This window comes from Vibrio sp. 2-Bac 85 (genome assembly GCF_037546705.1).
Lineage (GTDB): Bacteria > Pseudomonadota > Gammaproteobacteria > Enterobacterales > Psychromonadaceae > Psychromonas.
The window spans coordinates 315933-338721 of sequence record NZ_JALAAB010000001.1 but is presented as its reverse complement, the minus strand read 5'-3'; the positions used below and the strand labels follow the sequence as shown (position 1 = coordinate 338721).

Here is a 22789-nt window from a genome sequence, read left to right as displayed (position 1 = left end):
AGTTTAATGCAATTTTATTCGATTGCAGTGATAGGTAAATCTTGGGGTAGGTTAGTTTGATTAGTATAGATCTGATCAAATGTTGCTAATGAAGCTATTTTCACTGAAGCGGAACCTGACCATTTGCTCGCATCCGCCACTAACCAGGTTTGTCGTGAGTTATGTAAAATACTTTGTGATAACTCTGCTTCAGCGGTTTCATGTTCCATCGCAGTATGACTTTCAGTGATGGCGGCACAGCCTAAGATGCCAATATCTGCTTCAAAACTATTAAAAAACGTTAACACACTATGACCCACCACATCCTGTTGCTGAGATCTAAATAACCCGCCGGCAATATAAACTTCAATTTCAGGGTTCGACTCTAAAATCTTCACTACTTGTAAGTTGTTGGTGATCACTCGATTTTTGGTTTTTAAATAATAAGCAATACGTGTCACTGTGGTGCCTATTCCCATCATGATGGTTGCGCCATCGGGAATCGAGTCGGCGACTTTCTTCGCGATCGTGTCTTTCACATTAAACTGCAAGTCGCTACGCAGTTGATAGCTGGTATTAGTGAGTAGTACTGGCAAACCAACACCGCCGTGAATACGCCGCGCATAGCCAGCTTTACACAGTTGGTTAACATCACGGCGAACGGTTTGTGTGGTAACTTGAAAATATTCAGCCATAGTATCAATCTGAATATCTTCGTGTTGCCTCAAACGAGCGAGAATATTTTGTTGGCGCGCATTTATTTTTATCATGCTTGAGCAAACTGATCAGGTTTGTCAGTGATGATCATCTCAACTCCCCAAGCTCTAAATTTACTTGCTTGCTGCAGATCATTAAGCGTCCAAATATTTAATTTTAGACCTGATTGTATGACTTCTTTGGCCATCTCTTCGGTTAATATTTTGTAATCAATATGTAGGCTGTATAAATTGATCGATTTTAATTTTGCTAATGTGGCTAGCGGTTCATGTTCGGTAATATAACCGAGACGAATCGTTGGCATTACTTGTCGACAGTGCGTTAATGCTAATGTTGAAAAACTAGAAATGATTAATTTTTCATGCGGGAAGTTCATTTTTTCCAACACTTCTGCCACTTTATCGACTAAAGGTTGTACTTGATGATCATGATGAATTTTGATTTCTAGGTTCATAGATAAATCATTAGCTATAAAAAAGGCTAACGTTTGCTCTAGAGATTGAATCTGTTCTCCTGCAAACTCCTTGGAAAACCAGCTACCTGCATCTAATGCTTGTAACTGCTCAAGCGTTAAGTCTGCGACTTTATTTTTGCCATTAGTACAACGATCCACTGTCTCATCATGGAATATGACGGGCGTGTTATCGGCACTCAATTGTGTATCAAGCTCAATCCATTTTGCACCAGACTGTAAAGCTTTTTTGAAACCAGCTAATGTATTTTCTGGTGCTAGCGACGCTGCACCACGATGACCTGCAATCATAAATCCACCTGTAATGTTCATTTGAACGTTAATGACTTTGTTGATGATAATGTATTTTAGAAAATATAAAAGGCTTAAAAATACAACAGGCTGTCATATTAACTTAACAATTCAGTGGTATTTATACGTTCAGGTCTACATTTTTGTAACCTACTATTTGCACGATAATCATTTTCATATGATTCTACAAATGTTCATATGAATAATGTTGTGTGGGTTAACAAAAAAGCACATATAACCTATTTCACTATTTTTTTGTTTTAATAAACAAACTAATTTATTAAAACTAACTTTACAAACAAAGGTACTATTTATGATAAAGGTAATCGGAACCGTATTAACAGCTGTTGCATTGCTTGTTGGTTGTGGCGAAAAACCTGCTGATACAACGAAAAGCGCAGACGTTGCAAAAAAAGTTGAGCCCATCGACATCAACATGAGTTTAGTTTTTACTCAAAATGAGTTACTAACTCAAGAATTAATAAAAGCGACGGACAAAATCCGCGAACGTACCGATGGTGGCATTAATATTAAAGTTTACCCAGGTGGCCAGTTACCTGTTTATAAAGATAATCTTGAGCAAGTTGTTAATGGCGCAGATTGGATTGCGGTAGAAGATTTAAGTTACCTAGGCGATTACGTGCCTGACTTTGCTGCATTAGCTGGTCCTATGTTATACAACTCTTACGATGAATACCTTGCCATGATGGATACAAAATTAGTTGCTGATTTAACAGCACAAGTAGAAGCAAAAGGGATCAAAGTATTAAATGCCGATTACATGTTTGGTTTCCGTCATATGATTACTAATAAAGAGATTAAAAACTCTGCTGATATGGCTGGTATGCGTATTCGTGTTCCAGGTAGCCAATTATTTATTAGCACATTGGCATCAATGGGCGCTGCACCTGCATCATTACCTTTCCCTGAAACCTATGCTGGTGTACAACAAGGTGTTGTAGATGGTCTTGAAGGTTCAATTTTAACAATGTACTCAACTAAAATGTATGAAGTCGCTAAAAATATGTCTTTAACTAAACATTTCTTAGGTACTGTTGGTCTGTATATTTCACCTACATTATGGGACAAATTTACACCGGAACAACAACAAATTGTTAATGAAGAGTTTGCAGCTGGTGCCATTTCAAATACGAAAGAACTAGTTAAGCTTGATGCTGAATACACGCAAAAACTGGAAGAGTTAGGAGTTAAATTTAACGAAGTTGATAGCGCTGAATTTAGTAAATTAACTGCTGACGTTTATAACCAGTTCCCAGAATGGAGCAGTGATATTCGTAGTAAAATTGGTGCAGAGTTGGAAACAATTCGAGCAGCTAAATAGTCGAAATGAAGTCATTATATTTAACTGGCCTTTAATCACTAAGACTGAGTGCCACCGTTAAATATTAAAAAATAATGCTGCTTTATTGTTTTAACGATAAAGCAGCATCTTTTTTGGCCTGTAATAGTTATTGTGTCATTCGCATTAGTTATGTGTTTTTAAGCAAAACAAAGTATCACCAACCTAGTTGCTTTTCAGTGCTGCAATGGGTTAACGAGTAGGAGAAGTCATGGGCTTCTTATTTAAAAATTTTGAAGAAATCTTAGCATCAGTTGCTATCTCCATTACCATTTTGATGGTCATTATTAATGTCATCCTACGTTATGGTTTTGGTTTTGTTGTTCCGTGGAGTGAAGAGTTAGCCGTTATTTGCTTTATTTGGTCTGTCTATTTTGGTATTAGTTCTTGTTACAAACATAAGCTACATATGGGCGTAGATGTGATCATTGCGCTATTGCCTGAAAAAGCAAAAATTCCATTCAATATAGTCATTTCAGTTTTTTTACTGGCAATAAATTTGATCCTTGCTTACCTAAGTTACGATTACATGATGCTGTCTAATAAAGTGACTCCGGTGATGGGCATGTCCTACTTCACTATTAATGGTGTGCTATTTCTTTGTTTCTCTTTGATGTCGATTCATACCGTCAATTTTATTTTCAAAGATATTAAGCAGCTTAGGCAACCCGCACAAACTAAGCAATCTAGCGACGCTTCCTCGTCGCAGTCAGACATATAGGTGACACAGTGGAAATCTATCTTCCAATTATTATTTTGTTCTCTCTGTTTTTGCTAAATGTACCGATTGCATTTTCTTTAATAGCTTCTTCGTTGGTTTATTTTTTATTTATTAATACCTCGATCCCTGTGACGCTAGTGATGCAACGATTCATCTCATCAGCTTCCTCATTTCCGCTATTAGCGATCCCCTTCTTTATTATGGTGGGGTCGGTAATGAATTATTCCGGCATTAGTCGCAGTTTGTTATCTTTGGCGGATTCATTGATCGGTCATAAAACCGGTGGTTTGGCGCATGTGAATGTGGCTTTAAGTACGTTAATGGGAGGCATTTCGGGATCTGCGAATGCAGACGCAGCCATGCAATCGAAAATACTTGCACCAGAAATGACTAAACGAGGTTACGATTTACCCTTTACCGCTGCAATTACAGCGGCATCATCGAGTATTAGCCCAGTTATTCCACCGGGTATTAATTTGATTATTTATGCTTTGCTAGCCAATGTTTCAGTACATGAAATGTTCATCGCAGGTTATGTACCTGCTTTTATGATGGCATTATCATTAATGGTGACGATTGCAATTATAGCGAGACGTAGAAAGTATGCCCCATCAAGATCTGAGCCTGCACCAGCCAAAGAAAGGCTTCATTATTTAGGTAAAGCTATTCCAGCTTTATTGATTCCCTTCGGTATTATTTTAGGCATGCGCTTTGGTTTATTCACACCTACAGAAGCAGGTGCGATCGCAGTTTTACTGTGTGCAATCATTGGTTTATTTGTTTATCGCGAGTTAAAGCTGACACATTTTCCTGCTATTTTTAAAGAGACGGTGCAAGGTACCAGTAGTGTCATGTTCATTATTATCGGTGCGATGATCTTTGGTTATTACATGACCTTGGAACAAATTCCACAGAGCGTTGCCTCTGCATTAATCTTAGTCACCGATAACAAACTAGTTCTATTAATGTTGATCAATTTACTGTTGTTGATTGTGGGTATGTTTATTGAAGGTGGCGCTGCAATGATTATTCTTACGCCATTATTACTACCAGCAGTACTTAATCTTGGGGTGAACCCCGTGCACTTTGGGATCATCGTGATTGTTAATATTATGATAGGAGGTGTTACGCCACCTTTTGGCTCCATGATGTTTACGGTTTGCTCAATTCTTAAAGTAAAACTGACTGATTTTGTACGAGAAGTTGCACCTTTATTATTAGCATTATTAACCGTGTTAATGATTTTAACGTACTCGGAAGGTTTAGTAATGTTCTTACCTAACTTGCTGTAAGCATGAATAAATAAGCATTAATAGATAAGCGTTATAGATGCTTAAGGAAATACAATGAAGCAATTAAAAAACACCTTAACCAATGATTGGAAAGAGGTGCAATGGGTATTAACAGATGTTGACGACACACTAACCTGGCACGGGCAACTACCACCAGAGACCTTAATCGCGCTAGCTGCGTTAAAACAGGCTGGGCTGAAAGTGGTTGCTGTGACAGGAGCTTGCGCGGGATGGTGTGACCATATTGCACAATTGTGGCCAGTTGATGCCGTGATTGGTGAAAATGGTGCTTTTATTATGGAAAAGGAAGCGGGTAACTTAACCCTTAAGTCAGGGCTTCCTCTTCAACAAATTGCACAAAATCAAGCCACCTTAAAAGAGCAAGTTACTAGCATTTTAGCGGATTACCCTGACCTTGGTTTAACATTGGATCAGTCTTATCGCTTGTGTGAAGTTGCGATTGATATCGGTCAAAATCGCGACCCTGTTGCTACGCCTATTATTGAAGAAGTGGTCTCTAAAATTAAAGCCTTGGGCGCTAATGCAACGGCAAGCTCAATCCATATTAATAGCTGGTATGGAGAGCATTCAAAAAAAGCGACATCGTTTCAGTTTTTGCAGGAAAAAGGCTTATCAACCTCTGAGATACTTGCACAAGCTTGTTATGTGGGAGACTCCTTAAATGATCAATTCATGTTCGCTGCTTTACCTAAAAGTGTGGGTGTCGCTAATATCAAAAATTACTGGGAAAGGCTTTTACATCATCCAGAATTCATTATGACTGAACCAGGTGGTTATGGTTTTGCTGAGTTTACTAAACAGTTATTAGCGATAAAGAACTTAGCTTAACAATGCATTCACTGTTACGATTATTGCTTTGATAGGTTCATAGCACTTATGCCTTTAAAGTCACATGGGCATATATTGGCTAGATCATTCTCTATGGAGTAAACATTGACTAACAGAGCGGCGAGTAATACTACAACGACTAATAATCGTATTTTATGGATGGCTTTTTTAGGTTTGTTAATGACCAATTTGTTTTGGGCCATTAATGCTATTTTAGCGAGAAGTTATATGCCTGAAGTCGCGCCTATTGCGATGAATCTATTCCGTTGGTTCGGTGTTTTTATATTGCTGACGCCTTTTTGCTTACCTAGAGTGATAAAAAATTGGGCAATGATCCGCCCACATTTATCGGCGTTAACAGGGCTAGCGATATTAAGTATCGTATTTTATAACAGCTTACTTTATTTGGCCGCTAACTTTACCACCGTAGTAAATATTACCCTTATTAATACGCTTATTCCGATTGCCACTTTATTGATGGCATGGCGCGTCTTGGGTAATCGTCCTCGCTTAATGCAATTCCTTGGTATGGTGATCTCAATATTAGGGGTATTACTGATTTTAACAAAAGGGCAGTTGTTACATTTATTGAGCCTTAAATTCAGTCAGGGTGATTTATTGATGGTTGCCGCTGTGGTGGTGTGGGCATTGTTTACTGTGTTGTTGAAAAAGTTGTCACTTAAATTATCGTCTATCAATGTGCTGTATCTTTTGATCATGTTGGGCCTGCCTTTCTTGATGGTCGCTTATGCTATTGAAGCTGTGTTTTTTAAATTTTATTTACCTTCTTTTGAACACATCAGTTTATTTGCTTATTTGTGGGTGTTCCCATCCATTCTTGCCTATATATTTTGGACTAATGGGGTTTTACGACTAGGCGCGGAAAGTGCGTCATTATCGATAACCTTAATGCCTTTATTTGGGGCTGTATTGGCGATTGTATTTCTTGATGAATCCATATTTTGGTTCCATATCGCAGGCGGTATGTGCTCTCTGTTAGGCATGTTATTCGCACTGCTACCAGCCAATAAACTGGCTGTTTTGTTTAAATTCAATACTCAGGCTAGAGGTATGTCAAAAAGTTGAAAATAAATCGATACTTAAGGGATGATTTATTTGCTACTTGTTAGCATTTCATTAACATCCTAAAGACTTTATTACAGATAAGTGGTGCATTGGAAAATATAGCACTATAAACAATCGTTACCATTCAAGGAGTTTAGAATGCCGTTAAAAAGAATAATTACAAAATTAGCGATCGGAATGACGATGGCAGGGGCGTTATTAACGCCTTTTATGGCCAATGCCGCTAAAGCAGAATATAAGTGGAAAATGGTAACAACTTGGCCAAAAAACTTTCCAGGTTTAGGGACAGGGGCAAATGAATTAGCGAAACTCATTAATGAGATGAGTGATGGACGAATTCAAGTTAAAGTTTATGGTGCAAAAGAATTAGTGGGTGCATTAGAAGTATTTGATGCTGTCTCTCGTGGTACCGCAGAATTAGGCCACAGTGCAGCTTATTACTGGAAAGGTAAAGTACCTGCAGGACAATTTTTCACCGCAGTACCTTTTGGTTTAACGGCGCAAGAAATGAATGGCTGGATATATAGTGGAGGCGGGCTAGAACTTTGGCATGAAGCTTATGCACCTTTTGGTATTGTGCCTATGCCGGGCGGTAATACAGGCGTGCAAATGGGTGGTTGGTTTAATAAACGTATCGATAGTTTAGCCGATGTTAAAGGCTTAAAAATGCGTATACCGGGTTTAGGTGGTGAAGTTTTAAAACGTGCTGGCGGTACACCTGTATTGCTACCGGGTAGCGAAATTTTCCCTGCTTTACAATCGGGTACTATTGACGCGACGGAGTGGGTTGGTCCGTATAACGATTTAGCTTTTGGTTTAAACAAAGCAGCTAAATACTATTACTACCCAGGATGGCATGAGCCAGGTTCATCAATGGAAATCCTGATCAATAAAAAAGCATTAGAAGGGTTACCTGAAAATCTGCAATCGATTGTGTTAAATGCAACAAAAATTGCTAATGCAGATATGTTAGCCGATTTCACAACGCGTAATCATGCGGCACTTGGACAGTTAATGAGTAAAGGTGGTGTTGAGTTATTACCTTTTCCAAAAGATGTGTTAGCTAAATTAAAAACCTTGTCAGAAGAAGTGGTTAAAGAAGAGTCTGAAAAAGATGAAATGAGCAAAAAAGTTTATGCATCTTATAAAGCTTATCGAGATCAAGTTATTAAATGGCATGATATTTCAGAAAAAGCTTACTTAAATGCAAGAAGTCCTGAGTAGTTAGCCCCTATTTCACTACTCTCAATGTTAATCCTGTTCATTAAAGTGTTATTAATACCTTTATTGAATAGGATTAATTTCTGTTTTAACGTCATAATAACGGCCGTGATATTTTATTGAATCGTAATGTACTGGATTACATTAGATTAATAGTCACACTGCGCCGTTTCTTTTAGTTTGTAGATTGAGAATTTTGTATGGATACACCATCCCCTTCTTTAATAGCCATGATCAGGAACATTAATCGTTTCAGTGATTGGTTAGGTCGTTTTGTTTCTTGGTTTGTTTTAGCGATTGTGCTGATTACCTTCACCGTTGTTGTTATGCGTTATGCTTTTAATACTGGGTCTGTATTTATGCAAGAATCTATTAGTTACTTTCATAACTATGTGATCATGTTAGGTATGGGCTACACCTTACTCAAAGGTGCTCATGTCCGTGTTGATATATTTTACCGACCTGCCTCCGCAAAGAAAAAAGCCTGGGTTAACTTATTAGGCTTCCTATTTTTATTACTGCCAACCTGTGTCTTTATCTTCTATATCGCGTGGGAATATGTGGCTGCCTCTTGGGAAATATTAGAAGGTTCACAGGAAGCGGGCGGAGTGGATGCACGTTACCTGTTTAAGTCTACGATTTTATTAATGCCGGTATTAATGATCATTCAAGGCATTGCTGAAAGCTTAAAAGCGATATTAATTATTAAAGGATATGAACAACACGTGTTGGCATTAGATGTAACTGAAGAGGAGCATGGACTATGATCGAATTTATTCCTCTGTGGTTATTTGCTTTTGCCTTCATCATTTTATTGATTGGTTATCCGGTTGCGTTTGCGCTAGCAGGATCTGCTTTATTGTTTGCTTTAGTTGGCTTTGCAACAGATACCTTTGATAGTGTTTTTTTAGAGGCTATTCCTAATCGTATTCAAGGTATTCTCGCTAATGATCTATTAATAGCGATCCCCTTATTTGTATTTATGGGGGTGATGTTAGAGAAGTCTAAAATAGCCGAAGAACTATTAGATACAATGGGCCAAGTTTTTGGTGGCAAACCAGGTGGTCTCGGCTTATCAGTACTGATTGTTGGTATGTTATTAGCCGCTAGTACCGGGATTGTTGGTGCAACGGTTGTCACTATGGGCTTGTTAGCATTACCGACCATGCTTAAGCGTGGTTATTCTCCACAAGTTGCAACGGGTGTGATCTGTGCATCGGGCACCTTAGGACAAATCATTCCTCCTTCTATTGTCTTAGTGTTATTGGGTGATGTTATTTCATCTTCTTACCAACAAGCGCAATTAGACCAAGGCATTTTCTCTCCGGAAAGTGTCACCGTAGGAGACCTATTTTTAGGCGCTTTGCTTCCTGGTATTTTATTGGTCAGCCTATATGCGCTTTATATTATCGCCATTGCTATTCTTGCCCCTAAAAAAGTTCCCCCGATCCCTGCCGATGAACGTAAGGTAAGTAGAGAACTGTGGATGCAAGTACTAACCGTATTGATTCCGCCAATTGGGTTAATTGTTTTAGTGCTAGGCTCTATTCTTGGCGGTATCGCAACACCAACAGAAGCTGCATCCGTAGGTTCTATTGGCGCGATTATTCTCGCTAAACTTAAGAAGACACTCACCTTTCCTGTATTGCAGAAAGTGTTACGCAGCACTACTGAAGTAACCTCAATGGTATTTATGATACTCATTGGTGCTTCTATCTTCTCATTGGTATTTAGAGGTTTTGGTGGTGATGACCTAGTGCGTGAGTTTTTAACTAACTTACCGGGAGGCGTATTTGGTGCAGTCTTTTTAGTGATGTTAGTGATGTTCTTACTGGGGTTCTTTTTAGACTTTATTGAAATCACGTTTGTTGTGATCCCAATTGTTGCCCCTATCTTGCTAGCAATGGGTATTGATCCTGTTTGGTTAGGTATTATGATCGCGTTAAATTTACAAACGTCGTTCTTAACACCCCCCTTTGGATTCTCACTGTTTTATTTGCGTGGTGTCGCGCCCGACTCGGTATCAACGCCACAAATTTATCGCGGTGTTATTCCCTTTATCGGGATTCAAATAGTGGTGATTGGCCTACTTGCTTATTACCCGCAACTGGCAACGTGGTTACCTGAATTAGTGTACGGTTAAACCAACCAGAAACTAGCACTTCACTTAGCTGCAACCTACAAAGCGCTCTTTATACAGAGCGCTTTTTGTTTGTTGTTGAGTCGTAAAGAGAGTTATTTGTTGTCGAGCTGTAGAGGGAATTATTTGTTGTTGAGTCGTAAAGAGGGCAGTTTATTTTCCTTCGTTATTTTTACTGCTAACACCACAGCCCTTTAAAATCACTTGTGTTAATAATTGCACGCCTTGTTCAAAGTCTTGCTCTTCTAGCTGTTCTTTCTTCATTAGAATACTAATTTGTAAACCATGGTCTGCATAGGCCTGCGTACTGGACCATAACATAAACAATAAATGTTGCGGATTCATCGGATCCATCCATTTTTTATCGATCCAACTTTGGAATACTTGGCAGGTCTGTTCATATTGTTCTTTTAATTCTGCCTCTAACGGCGCACGAAGATAATGTGCACCATGTAATACCTCGGCAGCAAAAATACGAGATGCATTGGGATGTTGCTGGGATTGACGCATTTTATTGGCGATATAAATAGGCAGGGCATCTCTAGGGTGAGAGTGCTCATTCATTTCATTCATGCTGCCCATCCATAGCTTTAATAATTGGCTCATGACTTCTTTATACAAACCTTCTTTGGTTTTAAAGTAATAAAGAATATTGGCCTTTGGTAAACCTACTTCCTGTGCGACTGCTAAAACAGTGGTGCCTCGATAACCCCGCTCTGCAAATATTTTTTCAGCGGCTGCTAAAATATGTTTTACATTATCTTTACGTATATCAACTAATTTTCCTCGTTCATGTATTACTCTTTTTTGTCCTGTTTTTTGAGCCGATTTTTTAATTGTCTTGTTCATAACTAGGAAGCACTCTTTAGGGTTGTTATGTTAATAACTGACGCATTTAAAGATGTAATAGATACTTAACATGATGGGATTTAGATAATCTTAAATCCCATCTATTTATAATGTTAAGAAGAATGAGGGCTATTTTAGTTTGCCATCAACGCCTTCAACATAATAATCCATACGTAATAAATCACCGTCTTTCATCACTTCGCCGGCAGGTACAATTACTTTGCCAGACTGATCCTTGATTGGGCCTGTGAATGGGTGGAATGCACCACTGACAATTTGTGCTGACAATGCATTTACTTTATCTGCCACATCCTGTGGAACAGCTTTATTGAAAGGAGCAATTTGTGTCATACCTGACCCAATACCTTCCCAAACATCTTCCGATTTCCAAGTGCCATCCATAATTGATTGCACACGTTTAACGTAAAAGCTGTCCCAGTTATGAACCGCTGCAGTGAGCTGTGCTGTTGGACCGTAATCGCTCATATCTGAATGGTAAGCAATGGCATAAATACCTGCATCTTCAGCTGCTTGTACTGCTGCTGGAGAATCCGTATGAAAAGTAATAACATCGGCTTTTTGGTCGATCAAGCTGTTTGCTGCTTCACGCTCTTTTGCAGGGTCAAACCAAGTATTTACCCATACTACTTTTACTTTTAGGTCAGGTTTTACTGAACGAGCACCGAGTGTAAATGCATTAATACCACGCACTACTTCAGGAATAGGGAATGCACCGATATAACCTAAAGTGTTCGATTTAGTCATGTAACCTGCAACCACACCTGTTAAGTATCTTGCTTCATAAATACGGTCGAAATAAGTGCCGACATTTTTAGCACGTTTATAACCCGTTGCATGTTCAAAGCGTACATTTGGGAAACGTTTAGCCACTTTCAGTGTTGGATTCATATAACCAAAAGAAGTGGTGAAAATTAATTTATGACCACTTTGTGCAAGTTGTGTTATCACTCGTTCAGCATCCGGCCCTTCTGCAACATTTTCGATAAACGTTGTTTTAATTTTATCGCCAAATACTTTTTCTAGGTTAAGTCGTGCTTGGTCATGTGTGTAGGTCCAACCTGCTTCTCCCGTTGAGCTCACGTAAACAAACCCTATTTTTAGTGGCTCTTCGGCGTGGCTAAATGCAGAGAAACCCAAGGTCAGGGTTAAACACAACATTTTGAAAATCTTTTTCATATTTGTTCTCCATATATCGATTTTTTGTTTTGCATTAAAAACTGCTTAATGACGTTCCATATCAAATACCATTTTTTGAACACGAATCAAGGTTGGTACATAGTATGCAGAGCAAGAAACTGACCAAGTGGTCAAATGCATTTAAATTTTTTTAATGTTCTACAATTAATAATGCTAAGGACCTATAAACAAAGGCTCAGTTAGTAAAGGGAGGTTTACGTGATTCAGTTTTTACTTAATAACGAAATGATTGAACTGAAATCGTTTGCGCCAAGTCTGAGCATTTTAGACTGGTTACGCACCAATATGGGGAGAGCAGGGAGCAAAGAGGGTTGTGCTTCAGGAGATTGTGGTGCCTGTACAGTAGTAGTTGGCGATCTCATTAATGGCCAGTGGCAATACAAAAGCATTAATGCTTGTTTAATGCTGGTGGGCAACTTACATGGTAAGCATCTAATCACAGTGGAAGCACTCACGACTAAAGTCGACCCCACGCTAGAAGATTTACATCCAGTACAACGTGCGATGGTGGAGTGTCATGGTTCTCAATGTGGATTCTGTACGCCCGGTTTTATTATGAGTTTGTTTGCTTTGTACATGAACCATAATCAATACCCAGGTAAAGAAGCGGTTATTCAAGCGCTAGGTGGTAACTTATGTCGTTGTACTGGTTATCAACCGATTTTAAAAGCCGCAGAAAAATGCTTTAGCTATCCAAAGCAGGCAGCACAAAACATTTCACATCAAGATCATCGTTTTAGCCAACAGGTTAGCGTATTAACAGAAACGCTTAAAAAAGCCCTGTTAGCAAATCAAATTCCAATGTTAGAAGAGGGTGATCAACATTTTTATTTACCACAGAATTTATCACAGTTGTGTGCCTTAAAAGCATCACATCCTCAGGCTCAATTTGTAGCTGGTGCAACGGATTTATCGGTAGAGTTCAGTCAGCGCCTTAGTTATAACAATAAACTTATCTCAGTACGTTACTGTCCTGAATTAATGCAGTTTAATGAAGATCAGCAAGGTTTACATATTGGGGCTGCATTACCTTATAGCGAATTTTTAGAGCGGTTTAGTGAAATTTATCCAGAATCCCATGAGCTGTTTGAGCGCCTAGGATCGTTACAAATTAGAAATGCAGGTTCGCTAGGTGGCAGTATTGCTAATGCCTCACCTATTGGCGATCCTGCTCCGCTATTTATTGCGCTCAACGCCAGTATTGAGTTACAGAGTTGTCGTGGACAACGTGTGATTGCATTGGCCGACTTCTTTGTTGATTATCGCAAAACACAATTAGCTGATGATGAGGTGATCGTTGCTATCCATATTCCTAAGCGTGAGACTACATTGCAATTAAGCTGTCATAAAATATCGAAACGTATAGAAGATGATATCTCCGCTGTATGTTTAGTTTTAAGTTATCAATTGGATAACGATAAAATGCACAATGTTAGATGTGCAATGGGTGGCATGGCTGCAACGCCAGCACTGGCTAAAAATGTTGCCAAAGCACTAAATGGTCAAATCTTAAACCTAGAAAATCTACAGCACGCCGCACAACAAATAGATGTCGATTTCCAGCCGTTATCCGACGTCCGTGCTTCTTCTACTTACCGTCTTCAAGTTAGTAAAAATCTCTTTGACCGTATTTGGTTTCAAGCATTAGGTAAAATTCAATTAAAACAAAATACGCAAATTAGCAGCGCCATTCAAACAAGGATCCATCATGAGGCACTTTAAAACAGATAAACCAAGTGGCCTTGCAAAGAATGCGATTGGCCAATTTTTTGCGCATGAAAGTGCACTTAAACAGGTCACTGGCAAGGCCATTTATATTGATGATAAACCCGAAGCAATAAACAGTTTGCATGCCTACCCTGTGTTATCAACAATTACCTGTGGCCATATTGTTTCCATCGATACACGCGATGCGTTGTCAGTAACAGGTGTGGTGGATATTTATAGTGCCAAGGATATACCGGGTAAAAATGATGTTAGTCCTGTATTTAGTGGCGATATATTACTGGCAGATGACAAAATTGAATACCACAGTCAGCCTATTTTATTAGTGGTCGCAAGCAGTTATCAAATAGCTCGCACTGCCGCTAGAAAAGTGAAAATTGAATATCAAGAAACAGCGGCTGTGCTTGATATTAAACAAGCGATGGCTGAGCAACATTGGGTGCGCCCTCCACATGCATTACATCGAGGTGAGCCAAAACAAGCAATTAATGACGCCAAGCACCAAATTAATGGTGAACTCTATGTGGGTGGACAAGAGCATTTTTATTTAGAAGGGCAAGTGAGCACTGCCACGCCAACGGAAGATGGTGGCATGTTTATTGAGTCGTCAAGCCAACATCCCTCTGAAGTGCAGCACTTAGTCGCAAAAATTCTTAATAAACCATTTAATTATGTCACCGTAGAAATGCGTCGTATGGGTGGTGGTTTTGGAGGAAAAGAAACGCAGGCTGCACCTTGGGCATGTCTAGCTGCACTGGCCGCTTTTTATACCGGTAAAAGTGTTAAAATTCGTTTAGCACGTGGCGATGATTTTAAAGTAACGGGCAAACGTCATCCCTTTTACAACACCTATCAAGTAGGGTTTGATGATGATGGGCTGATCACCGGTGTTGATATCGATATCAATGGTTACTGTGGTTACTCCGCAGATTTATCCGATGCAATTGTAGACCGTGCATTGTTTCACGCTGACAATGCTTATTATTATCCTGCCGCACATATTAATGGAAACCGTTGTAAAACGAACACCGTTAGTAATACCGCATTCCGAGGTTTTGGTGGTCCGCAGGGCATGATTGTCGCAGAGCAAATTGTTGATGATATTGCTTACTACCTTGGTAAAGACCCATTACAGATTCGTAAGCTTAACCTGTATACGCCTGGTCGTGATATCACTCCTTATAAACAAAAAGTAGAGCAATTTATTCTTCAGGATATGATTGCAAAAATGGAAGTAGAGGCCGATTACTGGGCTCGTAAAGCCAGTATTGAAAACTTTAATCAGCATTCTCCAATCATTAAAAAAGGGTTGTCATTAACACCGGTTAAATTTGGCATTTCCTTTACCGTACAGCATTTAAACCAAGCCGGTGCGCTAGTGGTTATTTACGCCGATGGTTCTGTTCATGTGAATCATGGCGGTACGGAAATGGGACAGGGTTTACACACCAAAATAGCACAAATCGTGGCACAGGCTTTTTCCATCGATATGCAACATGTGCTAGTCAATGCAACACGTACCGATAAAGTGCCCAACACCTCACCCACCGCAGCATCAAGTGGAACCGACCTAAACGGTATGGCGGCATTAAACGCAGCGAATACCATCAAAGAAAGATTACTCGCCTTTGCTAGCGAGCACTTTGCAGTAAAAGCGGACAGTTTACAGTTAGTGAATAATCAGTTGATCCATGAAAAAGGGCAAATCAGCTTTCCAGAATTAATTAATCTTGCTTATTTAAACCGTATTTCACTTTCTAGCACTGGCTTTTATGCCACCCCTGAAATCTATTACGACCGTGAAAAAGCAGAAGGTAATCCTTTCTTTTATTACGCTTATGGCATTGCTTTGAGTGAAGTAGAAGTCGATGTGTTAACCGGAGAAAACTCAGTCACTCGAGTTGATATTTTGCACGATGTCGGTAACTCGATTAACCCAGCATTAGATATTGGACAGATTGAAGGTGGCTTTATTCAAGGTATGGGATGGTTAACTACTGAAGACTTAAGTTGGAATGATAAAGGTCAGTTGGCCAGTAACGCACCTGCCACTTATAAAATTCCAGCGATAGGTGATACACCTGCAGAATTTAATGTCACGCTTTACGATTCACAAAATCCAGCGACAACCGTGTTTAAATCCAAAGCCGTCGGCGAACCTCCTTTTATGTTAGGAATTAGCGTGTGGAGTGCGTTGCGAAATGCCGTCGCCAGTATCACTGATTATCAATTTGCACCAAGCTTAAATACGCCAGCAACAGCTGAATGTATTTTAGGTGCTGTGCAAGTGGCGCAAGAGTGGTTACAAGCGCAGAAAAAAGAGGGCAGTGAACAAGGCCAACAAGGAGTTGATGATGCTTAATATTTCAATGCAGGGTTTGCATAAACATAGTTGGTTACAAGCTGCCACTGAACTTGAACAGGATAGCGAAACCTACGTCATTATTACGCTATTAGGTGCGGCAGGTTCAACACCGCGTGCTAGTGGCACTAAAATGGTAGTGAGTGAACATAATATCTACGCGACTATTGGTGGTGGGCATTTAGAGTTTAAAGCGATTAAACATGCTCGACAATTGATAACACAGGGAGAAACCTGTCAGCAAGTTGAAAACTTTCAACTAGGGGCTAGTCTCGGACAGTGCTGTGGTGGCCAAGTGTTAGTCTTATTTGAAGTCTTTGCTAGCGACAATATGCACTTAGATATATACGGTGCAGGTCATGTAGCACAAGCCTTGATACCGATGCTAGGGCAACTGCCGATAAGGGTACGTTGGATTGATAGCCGGGCAGATCTATTTCCAGAGCATATACCAAGCAACATTCAAAAAGTGGTTGATGAAGCGCCTGTGGATCAAGTTAACAATGCAGTAAAAAACACTGCTTCTTTAATCTTAACGCATAACCATCAATTAGATTTCTCGTTAACGCAAGCCATTATCAAACGTGCAGATTCACTATGGTTAGGGGTAATTGGTTCAGAAACTAAAGCGAAGAAGTTTCAATATCGTTTATCGCAAAGAGGTTTCACCGATGCACAAGTCCAAACTATGGTTTGTCCTGTTGGCCTAAAAGAAGTATCAGGTAAATTACCAATGGAAGTTGCCATTTCAATAGCAGGGCAGTTGGTTGAGTTATACCAAAGTGTGCAAGTGCAATCACCAAAACAACGGGGTAAAGAATGGAAAACACTGCAAAATAACTTAGTGCAGTTAAGCGCATTACAAAGTAATAAAAGTAAGGTTAGTTAGTGGCTTAATACTCTTTGCTATAGATCGCCTACAGCGATTTGTGCCATGACCTCGTTCCCATGCCAAACGTCCTGTTTGGCTTTACTAAAAGCAGTCAATTACTTGGGAAAGCTCAACGGTGGAATTATCGTAGCTACATTAAGTAAGGTTTAAGGGAAGTTTTGGTATTGATTTGGGTTTGAAGTAGTTAGAGAAGTCGAGATGTTAATTTTAACTTATAAGTCATCTAGACTGACTTCAATGGCTGTTGATAAGTCAACTCGACGAGCTTCGACGATTTGAGCTAACTCGTAATCATCTAACGTATCCATAAGTGACTCATAGGTTTCTGCAGGGACTAAATAAGCCGTTGGTTTATTATGATCTAAGATAGTGTTCACCGAACCATCGGCCTCATTTAATAAAGCAGTAGGATTTTTCTTAAGCTCTGAAACACTTACTGAACAATCAGCTAAAACTTGTTTCATAATGACTCCTACTTAACCTCTCAAATAAGACCATATTTTAAACCTAAATATAATTAGTGCTATCTGGTTTTTTGATGTTTGCTATAACTCGTTTGCGTTCGTTGATTCATTAAGGTCATTGTAGGCTTTGGTATTCCGCCTTTTCGGCATGTCGTCTTTATTAACTAGCTAAACTTGTTTGTTTTAATGTATGGATGTCCCATACTTTGCATACTTTCGTGTATGAAAAATATCAGATATAAAATATGTGTATGCAATTGTTTTTTTATATATAAAAGCAGAATAAACAACTGTCTTTAACTGTAAGAAATGAAACAAAACACAAAGGATTAAAATTTAAAATTGGATGAAAATGGTGCTGCAATCCGTACAGCTAGCCTACATTTCCTAAGATCTTCTAAATACCATTAAACACGAAAGAAATATCACAAAAAGTGCAGTGAGAGGGGGCTCACTAACCGCAACAGGTTCATTTACAGGCACAGCTAACCCCGCATAAGTAAACTCAAATGTTTCCCCAGGATAATCTATGTGTCTGCCAAAAATGCTCATACTACCAGTATTCGTATAGGCCGTGGCATTGGAGTTTATTGAAAGGAAATAACTCTGTTCTTGAGGATTTGCGAATAAATTAGCCACTGAGAGTGGAAACAGGAAATCAAAACTAAGCTCGTTTCCATCTGCCGAGCGAGTTGCCGTATTAGGCCCCCTGTCGCCTAAACCATCGCTACGATAGTTAACATCTAACACAAAATCAGAAAAACCTGCGATGACAACTTGGTCGACAAGAAAGTTACCAGTAGTGTTATTCAATGTAGGTACTAATCTAGGAGAAAATATTAAGCTATTGTTAGCATTTGAGCGAGTCACTCTATTGGTAACATCAATGCCTACTTGAAAAAGATTGTTACCACCTGGCACTATAGAATCGTAGATTGAATTATCAGAGATAACTACGCCAGCTAATTCCGGCTCCATTGCAGCCGTTGTACCAGGAAGAAAAGCAGTATCGCCTGCATTTAACAAGATCGCGTTAGATTTAACCGGAATAAGTGCAACAACGCAACTCATTACAATGCCTATTACTATAGATTTATTCATGTCAACATCCTCTTTTATGTTAGAGTTATATTAAATTCATGTTAAATTTTCGTTATATTATAGGAGAAATAAAAGAGGAAAAATAAAAGCGCTTTACTACGATTATTCAATAATAAGACAATTTTTCTGTTTCAATTAAAACCATTTAATTGAGCTATCATTAACCTTTTTGTATTTGTTCCTTCAGTCAAGTTCAAAGCATAAAGTATACCGAAAAAAGATTATCAACAGTTTTAATGAGTTATAAAACAACCTTTTCTATATAATTGTAAACTGTAAAATATACTGACACATTTTAATATTATTTAGCATCAACTGAGATAAGATTTTATAGCTGATCAGTGGCTTACTTCTTCGGTATAAACAATATGAGAAAAAATAGACAGTCAATAATTTAAAAATCTGAAACAGGCTTAAACATGATTGTTAAAATCATAGTAGTCATTATCTGCTGGAATTCTTAGAGATTTAAAATACCCAAATAATACACATTTCAACATAAATCGTGAATTATGCGCACGTTTACGATTAGCTATCGCTAATTATATTTTTATTAAGGAATTTTTAAGAAAGATTAATGAGCTTGTCGTCGTAATTGGTTCTTACTGGCTATCCAGCATTTACCTGTATGTTCTGCAAATGAAGCTAATTCTTCTAAAGAGCCAACAGCACCTTGATAGTCTTTACCAAATCGACTAGCTAACGTTAACCAAGTTGCTTCACCTAGGCCAAGCTTGCTGATCAATTTAGGATGATGGCCTGCAATAGCACCTCGCTTATCTTCTCGTAAAATACGTCCACTCCAATCAACCAACTCAAGGTAATCTATCAATGAAAAAGGAATGCCTAGTACAGGATTAATCTTATCGCTTTCATAAGCATCACCAATAAAACCAAATAAAGATTTTTTCTTAAAATAATAATTTGATGGGTTATCTTCTGGTTGGGCGTTACCAACTTTTTTGCAAGGTAATAGGCGTTCATAAGCTGATGTATACTCTGACGTCTCTACGTTACTATGCATTTTGGCGCGAATTGGATTTAAATCTACATAAGCCATACAGGTTAATAACGCATCTTCATCAAGCAAAGCCTGCCTCTCAATTTATAAGAAAGTAAAGCGCCCCTCCCACTAATTTGTAGGGAATAAATTAGAACAGCTTTAGCTGGCCCGAAGGGTGAGCGCCATGGATGGCAGCGAATATAACCTGCCTGAGCATTCATCTTCTTTATTTGCTTTACGCGCGATAAATTCATTTAAACAACGCATAAACCAAGATATATCGACTAGACGCTCTCGCCAATCACTAATAATGGCTAATGCCGCTTTATTTTCTGCCGCTGAGATTGTCTGTTCATCCAGCCAACGCGCCACTAAGACAGGCTTGGAATATAACTAACACCAACGTTCACAAACTTGCTCATTACTCAGCTCTTCATTGTGCCGCTCATTCACATGCAATACTAAATGATAATGATTAGACACTTATGTTTATCTAAAAGGCGCATATGCACAAATATCAATACAAAAGACGGAAGCAAGATAATGCATTCGTTCAATCACCCACTGGCGTCGATGCTCAAATGATTTTTCTGTGTATTTATCTTCACCACATAAATAAGCACGACGAACACAACGTGAAATACAGTGATATTAAGGTGTATCTGATAACGACACTTGAGATTGGCGAGACTGAGTCATAACAACTACCTCTTAGCATGTAAAAGCGACATAATTAAAAGATAGAAGAGTCATGATGAGTCGTCAAAGTTTGTGGGTGTCCACGATCTTTCACTTGACCAGAATAAGCTTCTTTAAATGGCCAAAGAAAACCTATTCCATAAGAAAGTAAAAGAAAGGCCAACCGAGTTGTTTTCTAATCCAACTAATCAACTGCTTTTATAACGCACCGGCTCTTACAGGCCATTCATGGCCAGAACGAGCCAAAGCTAAACGTCCTGTTTGGCTTTGCTAAAAGCAGTCAATTACTTGGGAAAACTAAACGGTTGAATTGTCGTAGTCCCTTAGAGTTATATTTAGAATAAAGCTTATTATTAATTGCTGCGAGTATGCTTTTTGATTGATACTACAGCTTGCCAAATCAATGAAGCAAAAATTATATAAAATATAAGGCTAACAAACTCCAGACCTTTAGATAGGAATCTTCCAAATGGAATTATATTCGATGCTATAGCGTTGAAAAAATCAGAAACATAAGAGATCTGACCGTTATACTTTGGACAAATAGTATATAAATAATTATTTTCATATCCAATAATTATTAATTGGTAAATAAATGCAAATATAAAAATAAGAAATATTGGTCTTATATAACTCATCCCAAAGTTTGAGATTTTTTCATTTAACCAAAAAATAAATTTCTCTTGAGACGCTTTTTGATTTATAAGTTCTTTCTTGTATTGTCTCATTTCCAAAGCAAAGTACTTATTCGCTTCAATGTTATTACCAACTTGATCAAATGAGTTTTTAATTATTCTGTATGTTTCTCGATTTGTATTATCTGATTTTATTTCAGCTTTTAGAAAGTTTATCGACTCTTTTAAATTGGTATTTTCAAGATCTAAACCACCCTGAAAAATTGCATTTCTGCAATTTACAAAACTAAGAAATGTTACGTACTTAAATGTTGATAATTTTTTGTTTGAAAAACTGAAATTACATAACTCAAAACCAGAAAAATCATAAAATATGCATTTTTCACTTGTGTAAGTTCCAAAAGCCGATTTGTAAGCATCAAATATTTTATGAAAGTTAGTATTAAAGATATTAAAAGTATTTACAGTATTCTCTTTAAACTCAAATTTAGAATTGAATGTCACATTCTCTATGTTTAGCTTCTCTAATTTAGAATTATTCAAAACAAATTTTTTATTTATAGAAGAATTAATTATATTTAACTCTCCGAGTTCAAGCTCAATCTTTGTTGTGTTATTAAATATTTGGTTATTAATAACGGTACTAGAAATTTCTATTTTTTTCTTAAAATTACAATCAGTGAATAGTGAGTATATATTTTTATCATCAACTAGATTTTCATAATGAAATGAAACATCGCCTTCAAAAATACAATCTTGGTATAAAGTATTATCTACATTATTTAAAATTTTATGGCTATAGACAGCCCAATAAGTTTTAAAACAACAATCTTGAAAAAATACTTCAAGGGAAGGGATATCTATTTCTGATAATTGAAATGAGCAAGAATCAAAGTGAGCGGATTTTATTTTTTTTAGTAGTATAAAATAATCAAAATAATCTCGTCCTTTTCTGGAAGGAAATGCTATTTTATCGAATATAATATTTTTAGGTATTTGAGCTTTATTAAATGTTGATAATTTGGGGTCGCCACTTAAATAATTTTTAATTGTTTCTTTAGTAAGTTTGAATTCTTTAATTCTAATGCCATCAGTATGTATCTGTTCTACCATATAGTTTAACAATTCATGATAAAAACTTAATAAAAAAGAGGCTTCCTTAAAGTCATTGGAATAACTGTACTTTTTACAATGAAGAACACATTTACCTTCTCTTATCGGAGGCAATTGACATTTTTCGATTTTGCATTTTTCCATGGAGTATCCGTTTTTCGATTAAAACTATATTATATGATTAGCACATATCACTATCGCTTTAGCAATTTCTTTCATTGTAATTTGGATGAAATATCAAATTAACTAACTTGTTTTTCAATAAAATGATCCGTAATTTTAAAACATTACTCAATGTGGACGAACAATCCCACCGTTGAGTTTTCCCAAATCATCAATGGCTTTTAGCAAAGCCAAACAGGATGTTTGGATTAGGCTCGTTTGGCACATGGATGTGGCGTAAGAGCCGGTGCGTTATAAAAGCCATTTATATTTGGGTTCGAAAACGATTCGGCGTCAGTTTTTTTGACTTTCTGGGTACTGGTTTCTTTTTTGATAAAAGAAAGACGTGTCGCCGACAGGGCGAAACCACCGATAATAAATATCAAGCAGACCTGATGAGCGCAGACGAACCCTAACTCAAAGCAAACTAAAAACTGC

At 38.0% G+C, this 22789-nt stretch carries 20 protein-coding genes; 12 read left to right on the top strand and 8 right to left on the bottom strand.

What is annotated here, in order from left to right; all coding sequences use genetic code 11:
• Nucleotides 1-14 precede the first annotated feature (14 nt).
• Nucleotides 15-746, bottom strand: a complete 732-nt coding sequence (locus tag MT390_RS01500; RefSeq protein ID WP_499439493.1) for a DeoR/GlpR family DNA-binding transcription regulator — start codon at nt 744-746, stop codon at nt 15-17.
• Nucleotides 746-1459 carry a glycerophosphoryl diester phosphodiesterase gene (locus MT390_RS01495; RefSeq protein WP_299666481.1) on the bottom strand — a complete coding sequence of 238 codons (714 nt, stop codon included), beginning with the start codon at nt 1457-1459 and terminating at the stop codon, nt 746-748. The genes MT390_RS01500 and MT390_RS01495 overlap by 1 nt, the downstream gene beginning before the upstream one ends.
• 313 nt (nt 1460-1772) lie before the next feature.
• On the opposite strand from MT390_RS01495, the gene MT390_RS01490 reads away from it, so the two are divergent.
• The 8 genes from MT390_RS01490 to MT390_RS01455 all read left to right on the top strand — a co-directional run bounded on the left by MT390_RS01490 (nt 1773) and on the right by MT390_RS01455 (nt 10131).
• On the top strand, nt 1773-2801 hold the full coding sequence (locus tag MT390_RS01490; protein WP_166368512.1) for a C4-dicarboxylate TRAP transporter substrate-binding protein: 1029 nt from the start codon (nt 1773-1775) through the stop codon (nt 2799-2801).
• Nucleotides 2802-3030: 229 nt separating this feature from the next.
• On the top strand, nt 3031-3540 hold the full coding sequence (locus MT390_RS01485) for a TRAP transporter small permease (protein WP_166368510.1): 510 nt from the start codon (nt 3031-3033) through the stop codon (nt 3538-3540).
• Between the two features lie 8 nt (nt 3541-3548).
• Entirely contained in the window at nt 3549-4832 is a 1284-nt protein-coding gene (locus MT390_RS01480; RefSeq protein WP_166368508.1) for a TRAP transporter large permease, read from the top strand.
• 54 nt (nt 4833-4886) lie between these two features.
• A complete protein-coding gene (locus tag MT390_RS01475) occupies nt 4887-5681 on the top strand; it encodes an HAD-IIB family hydrolase (protein WP_499439186.1) in 795 nt (264 codons plus the stop codon).
• 105 nt (nt 5682-5786) lie between these two features.
• Complete coding sequence (locus MT390_RS01470) at nt 5787-6767, top strand: DMT family transporter (RefSeq protein WP_499439184.1); 981 nt, start codon at nt 5787-5789, stop codon at nt 6765-6767.
• A 177-nt stretch (nt 6768-6944) separates the two neighbouring features.
• On the top strand, nt 6945-7991 hold the full coding sequence (locus MT390_RS01465) for a TRAP transporter substrate-binding protein (RefSeq protein WP_499439492.1): 1047 nt from the start codon (nt 6945-6947) through the stop codon (nt 7989-7991).
• Nucleotides 7992-8188: 197 nt separating this feature from the next.
• Nucleotides 8189-8755 carry a TRAP transporter small permease subunit gene (locus MT390_RS01460; RefSeq protein WP_166368500.1) on the top strand — a complete coding sequence of 189 codons (567 nt, stop codon included), beginning with the start codon at nt 8189-8191 and terminating at the stop codon, nt 8753-8755.
• A complete protein-coding gene (locus MT390_RS01455) occupies nt 8752-10131 on the top strand; it encodes a TRAP transporter large permease (protein ID WP_499439182.1) in 1380 nt (459 codons plus the stop codon). Before MT390_RS01460 ends, MT390_RS01455 begins: the two co-directional genes overlap by 4 nt.
• A 150-nt stretch (nt 10132-10281) precedes the next feature.
• Here the strand turns inward: MT390_RS01455 and MT390_RS01450 are convergent, their stop codons facing one another.
• Nucleotides 10282-10977, bottom strand: a complete 696-nt coding sequence (locus MT390_RS01450) for a TetR/AcrR family transcriptional regulator (protein WP_499439180.1) — start codon at nt 10975-10977, stop codon at nt 10282-10284.
• 129 nt (nt 10978-11106) lie between these two features.
• A complete protein-coding gene (locus MT390_RS01445; protein WP_499439178.1) occupies nt 11107-12174 on the bottom strand; it encodes a BMP family ABC transporter substrate-binding protein in 1068 nt (355 codons plus the stop codon).
• Nucleotides 12175-12393: 219 nt separating this feature from the next.
• Between MT390_RS01445 and xdhA the strand changes: the two genes are divergently transcribed.
• The 3 genes from xdhA to xdhC are packed head-to-tail and all read left to right on the top strand — an operon-like array spanning nt 12394 to nt 17171.
• Complete coding sequence (xdhA, locus tag MT390_RS01440) at nt 12394-13917, top strand: xanthine dehydrogenase small subunit (RefSeq protein WP_499439176.1); 1524 nt, start codon at nt 12394-12396, stop codon at nt 13915-13917.
• Nucleotides 13904-16282: a xanthine dehydrogenase molybdopterin binding subunit gene (xdhB, locus tag MT390_RS01435; RefSeq protein WP_499439174.1), complete on the top strand. Its 2379-nt coding sequence runs from the start codon at nt 13904-13906 to the stop codon at nt 16280-16282. Before xdhA ends, xdhB begins: the two co-directional genes overlap by 14 nt.
• A complete protein-coding gene (gene xdhC / locus MT390_RS01430) occupies nt 16272-17171 on the top strand; it encodes a xanthine dehydrogenase accessory protein XdhC (RefSeq protein WP_499439172.1) in 900 nt (299 codons plus the stop codon). Before xdhB ends, xdhC begins: the two co-directional genes overlap by 11 nt.
• A gap of 215 nt (nt 17172-17386) precedes the next feature.
• On the opposite strand, the gene MT390_RS01425 is transcribed toward xdhC, so the two are convergent.
• The 3 genes from MT390_RS01425 to MT390_RS01415 all read right to left on the bottom strand — a co-directional run bounded on the left by MT390_RS01425 (nt 17387) and on the right by MT390_RS01415 (nt 19829).
• A complete protein-coding gene (locus MT390_RS01425) occupies nt 17387-17638 on the bottom strand; it encodes a type II toxin-antitoxin system Phd/YefM family antitoxin (protein ID WP_499439170.1) in 252 nt (83 codons plus the stop codon).
• 387 nt (nt 17639-18025) lie between these two features.
• Nucleotides 18026-18739, bottom strand: coding sequence for a hypothetical protein (locus tag MT390_RS01420; protein ID WP_166368486.1), 714 nt, complete (start codon nt 18737-18739; stop codon nt 18026-18028).
• A 574-nt stretch (nt 18740-19313) separates the two neighbouring features.
• Nucleotides 19314-19829 carry a hypothetical protein gene (locus tag MT390_RS01415; protein ID WP_499439168.1) on the bottom strand — a complete coding sequence of 172 codons (516 nt, stop codon included), beginning with the start codon at nt 19827-19829 and terminating at the stop codon, nt 19314-19316.
• A 97-nt stretch (nt 19830-19926) separates the two neighbouring features.
• Here MT390_RS01415 and MT390_RS01410 point away from each other — a divergent pair, with 97 nt between their 5' ends.
• Nucleotides 19927-20139 carry a hypothetical protein gene (locus MT390_RS01410; RefSeq protein ID WP_499439166.1) on the top strand — a complete coding sequence of 71 codons (213 nt, stop codon included), beginning with the start codon at nt 19927-19929 and terminating at the stop codon, nt 20137-20139.
• Between the two features lie 655 nt (nt 20140-20794).
• Here MT390_RS01410 and MT390_RS01405 read toward each other — a convergent pair.
• Entirely contained in the window at nt 20795-22333 is a 1539-nt protein-coding gene (locus tag MT390_RS01405) for a hypothetical protein (RefSeq protein ID WP_499439164.1), read from the bottom strand.
• Between the last annotated feature and the right edge of the window lie 456 nt (nt 22334-22789).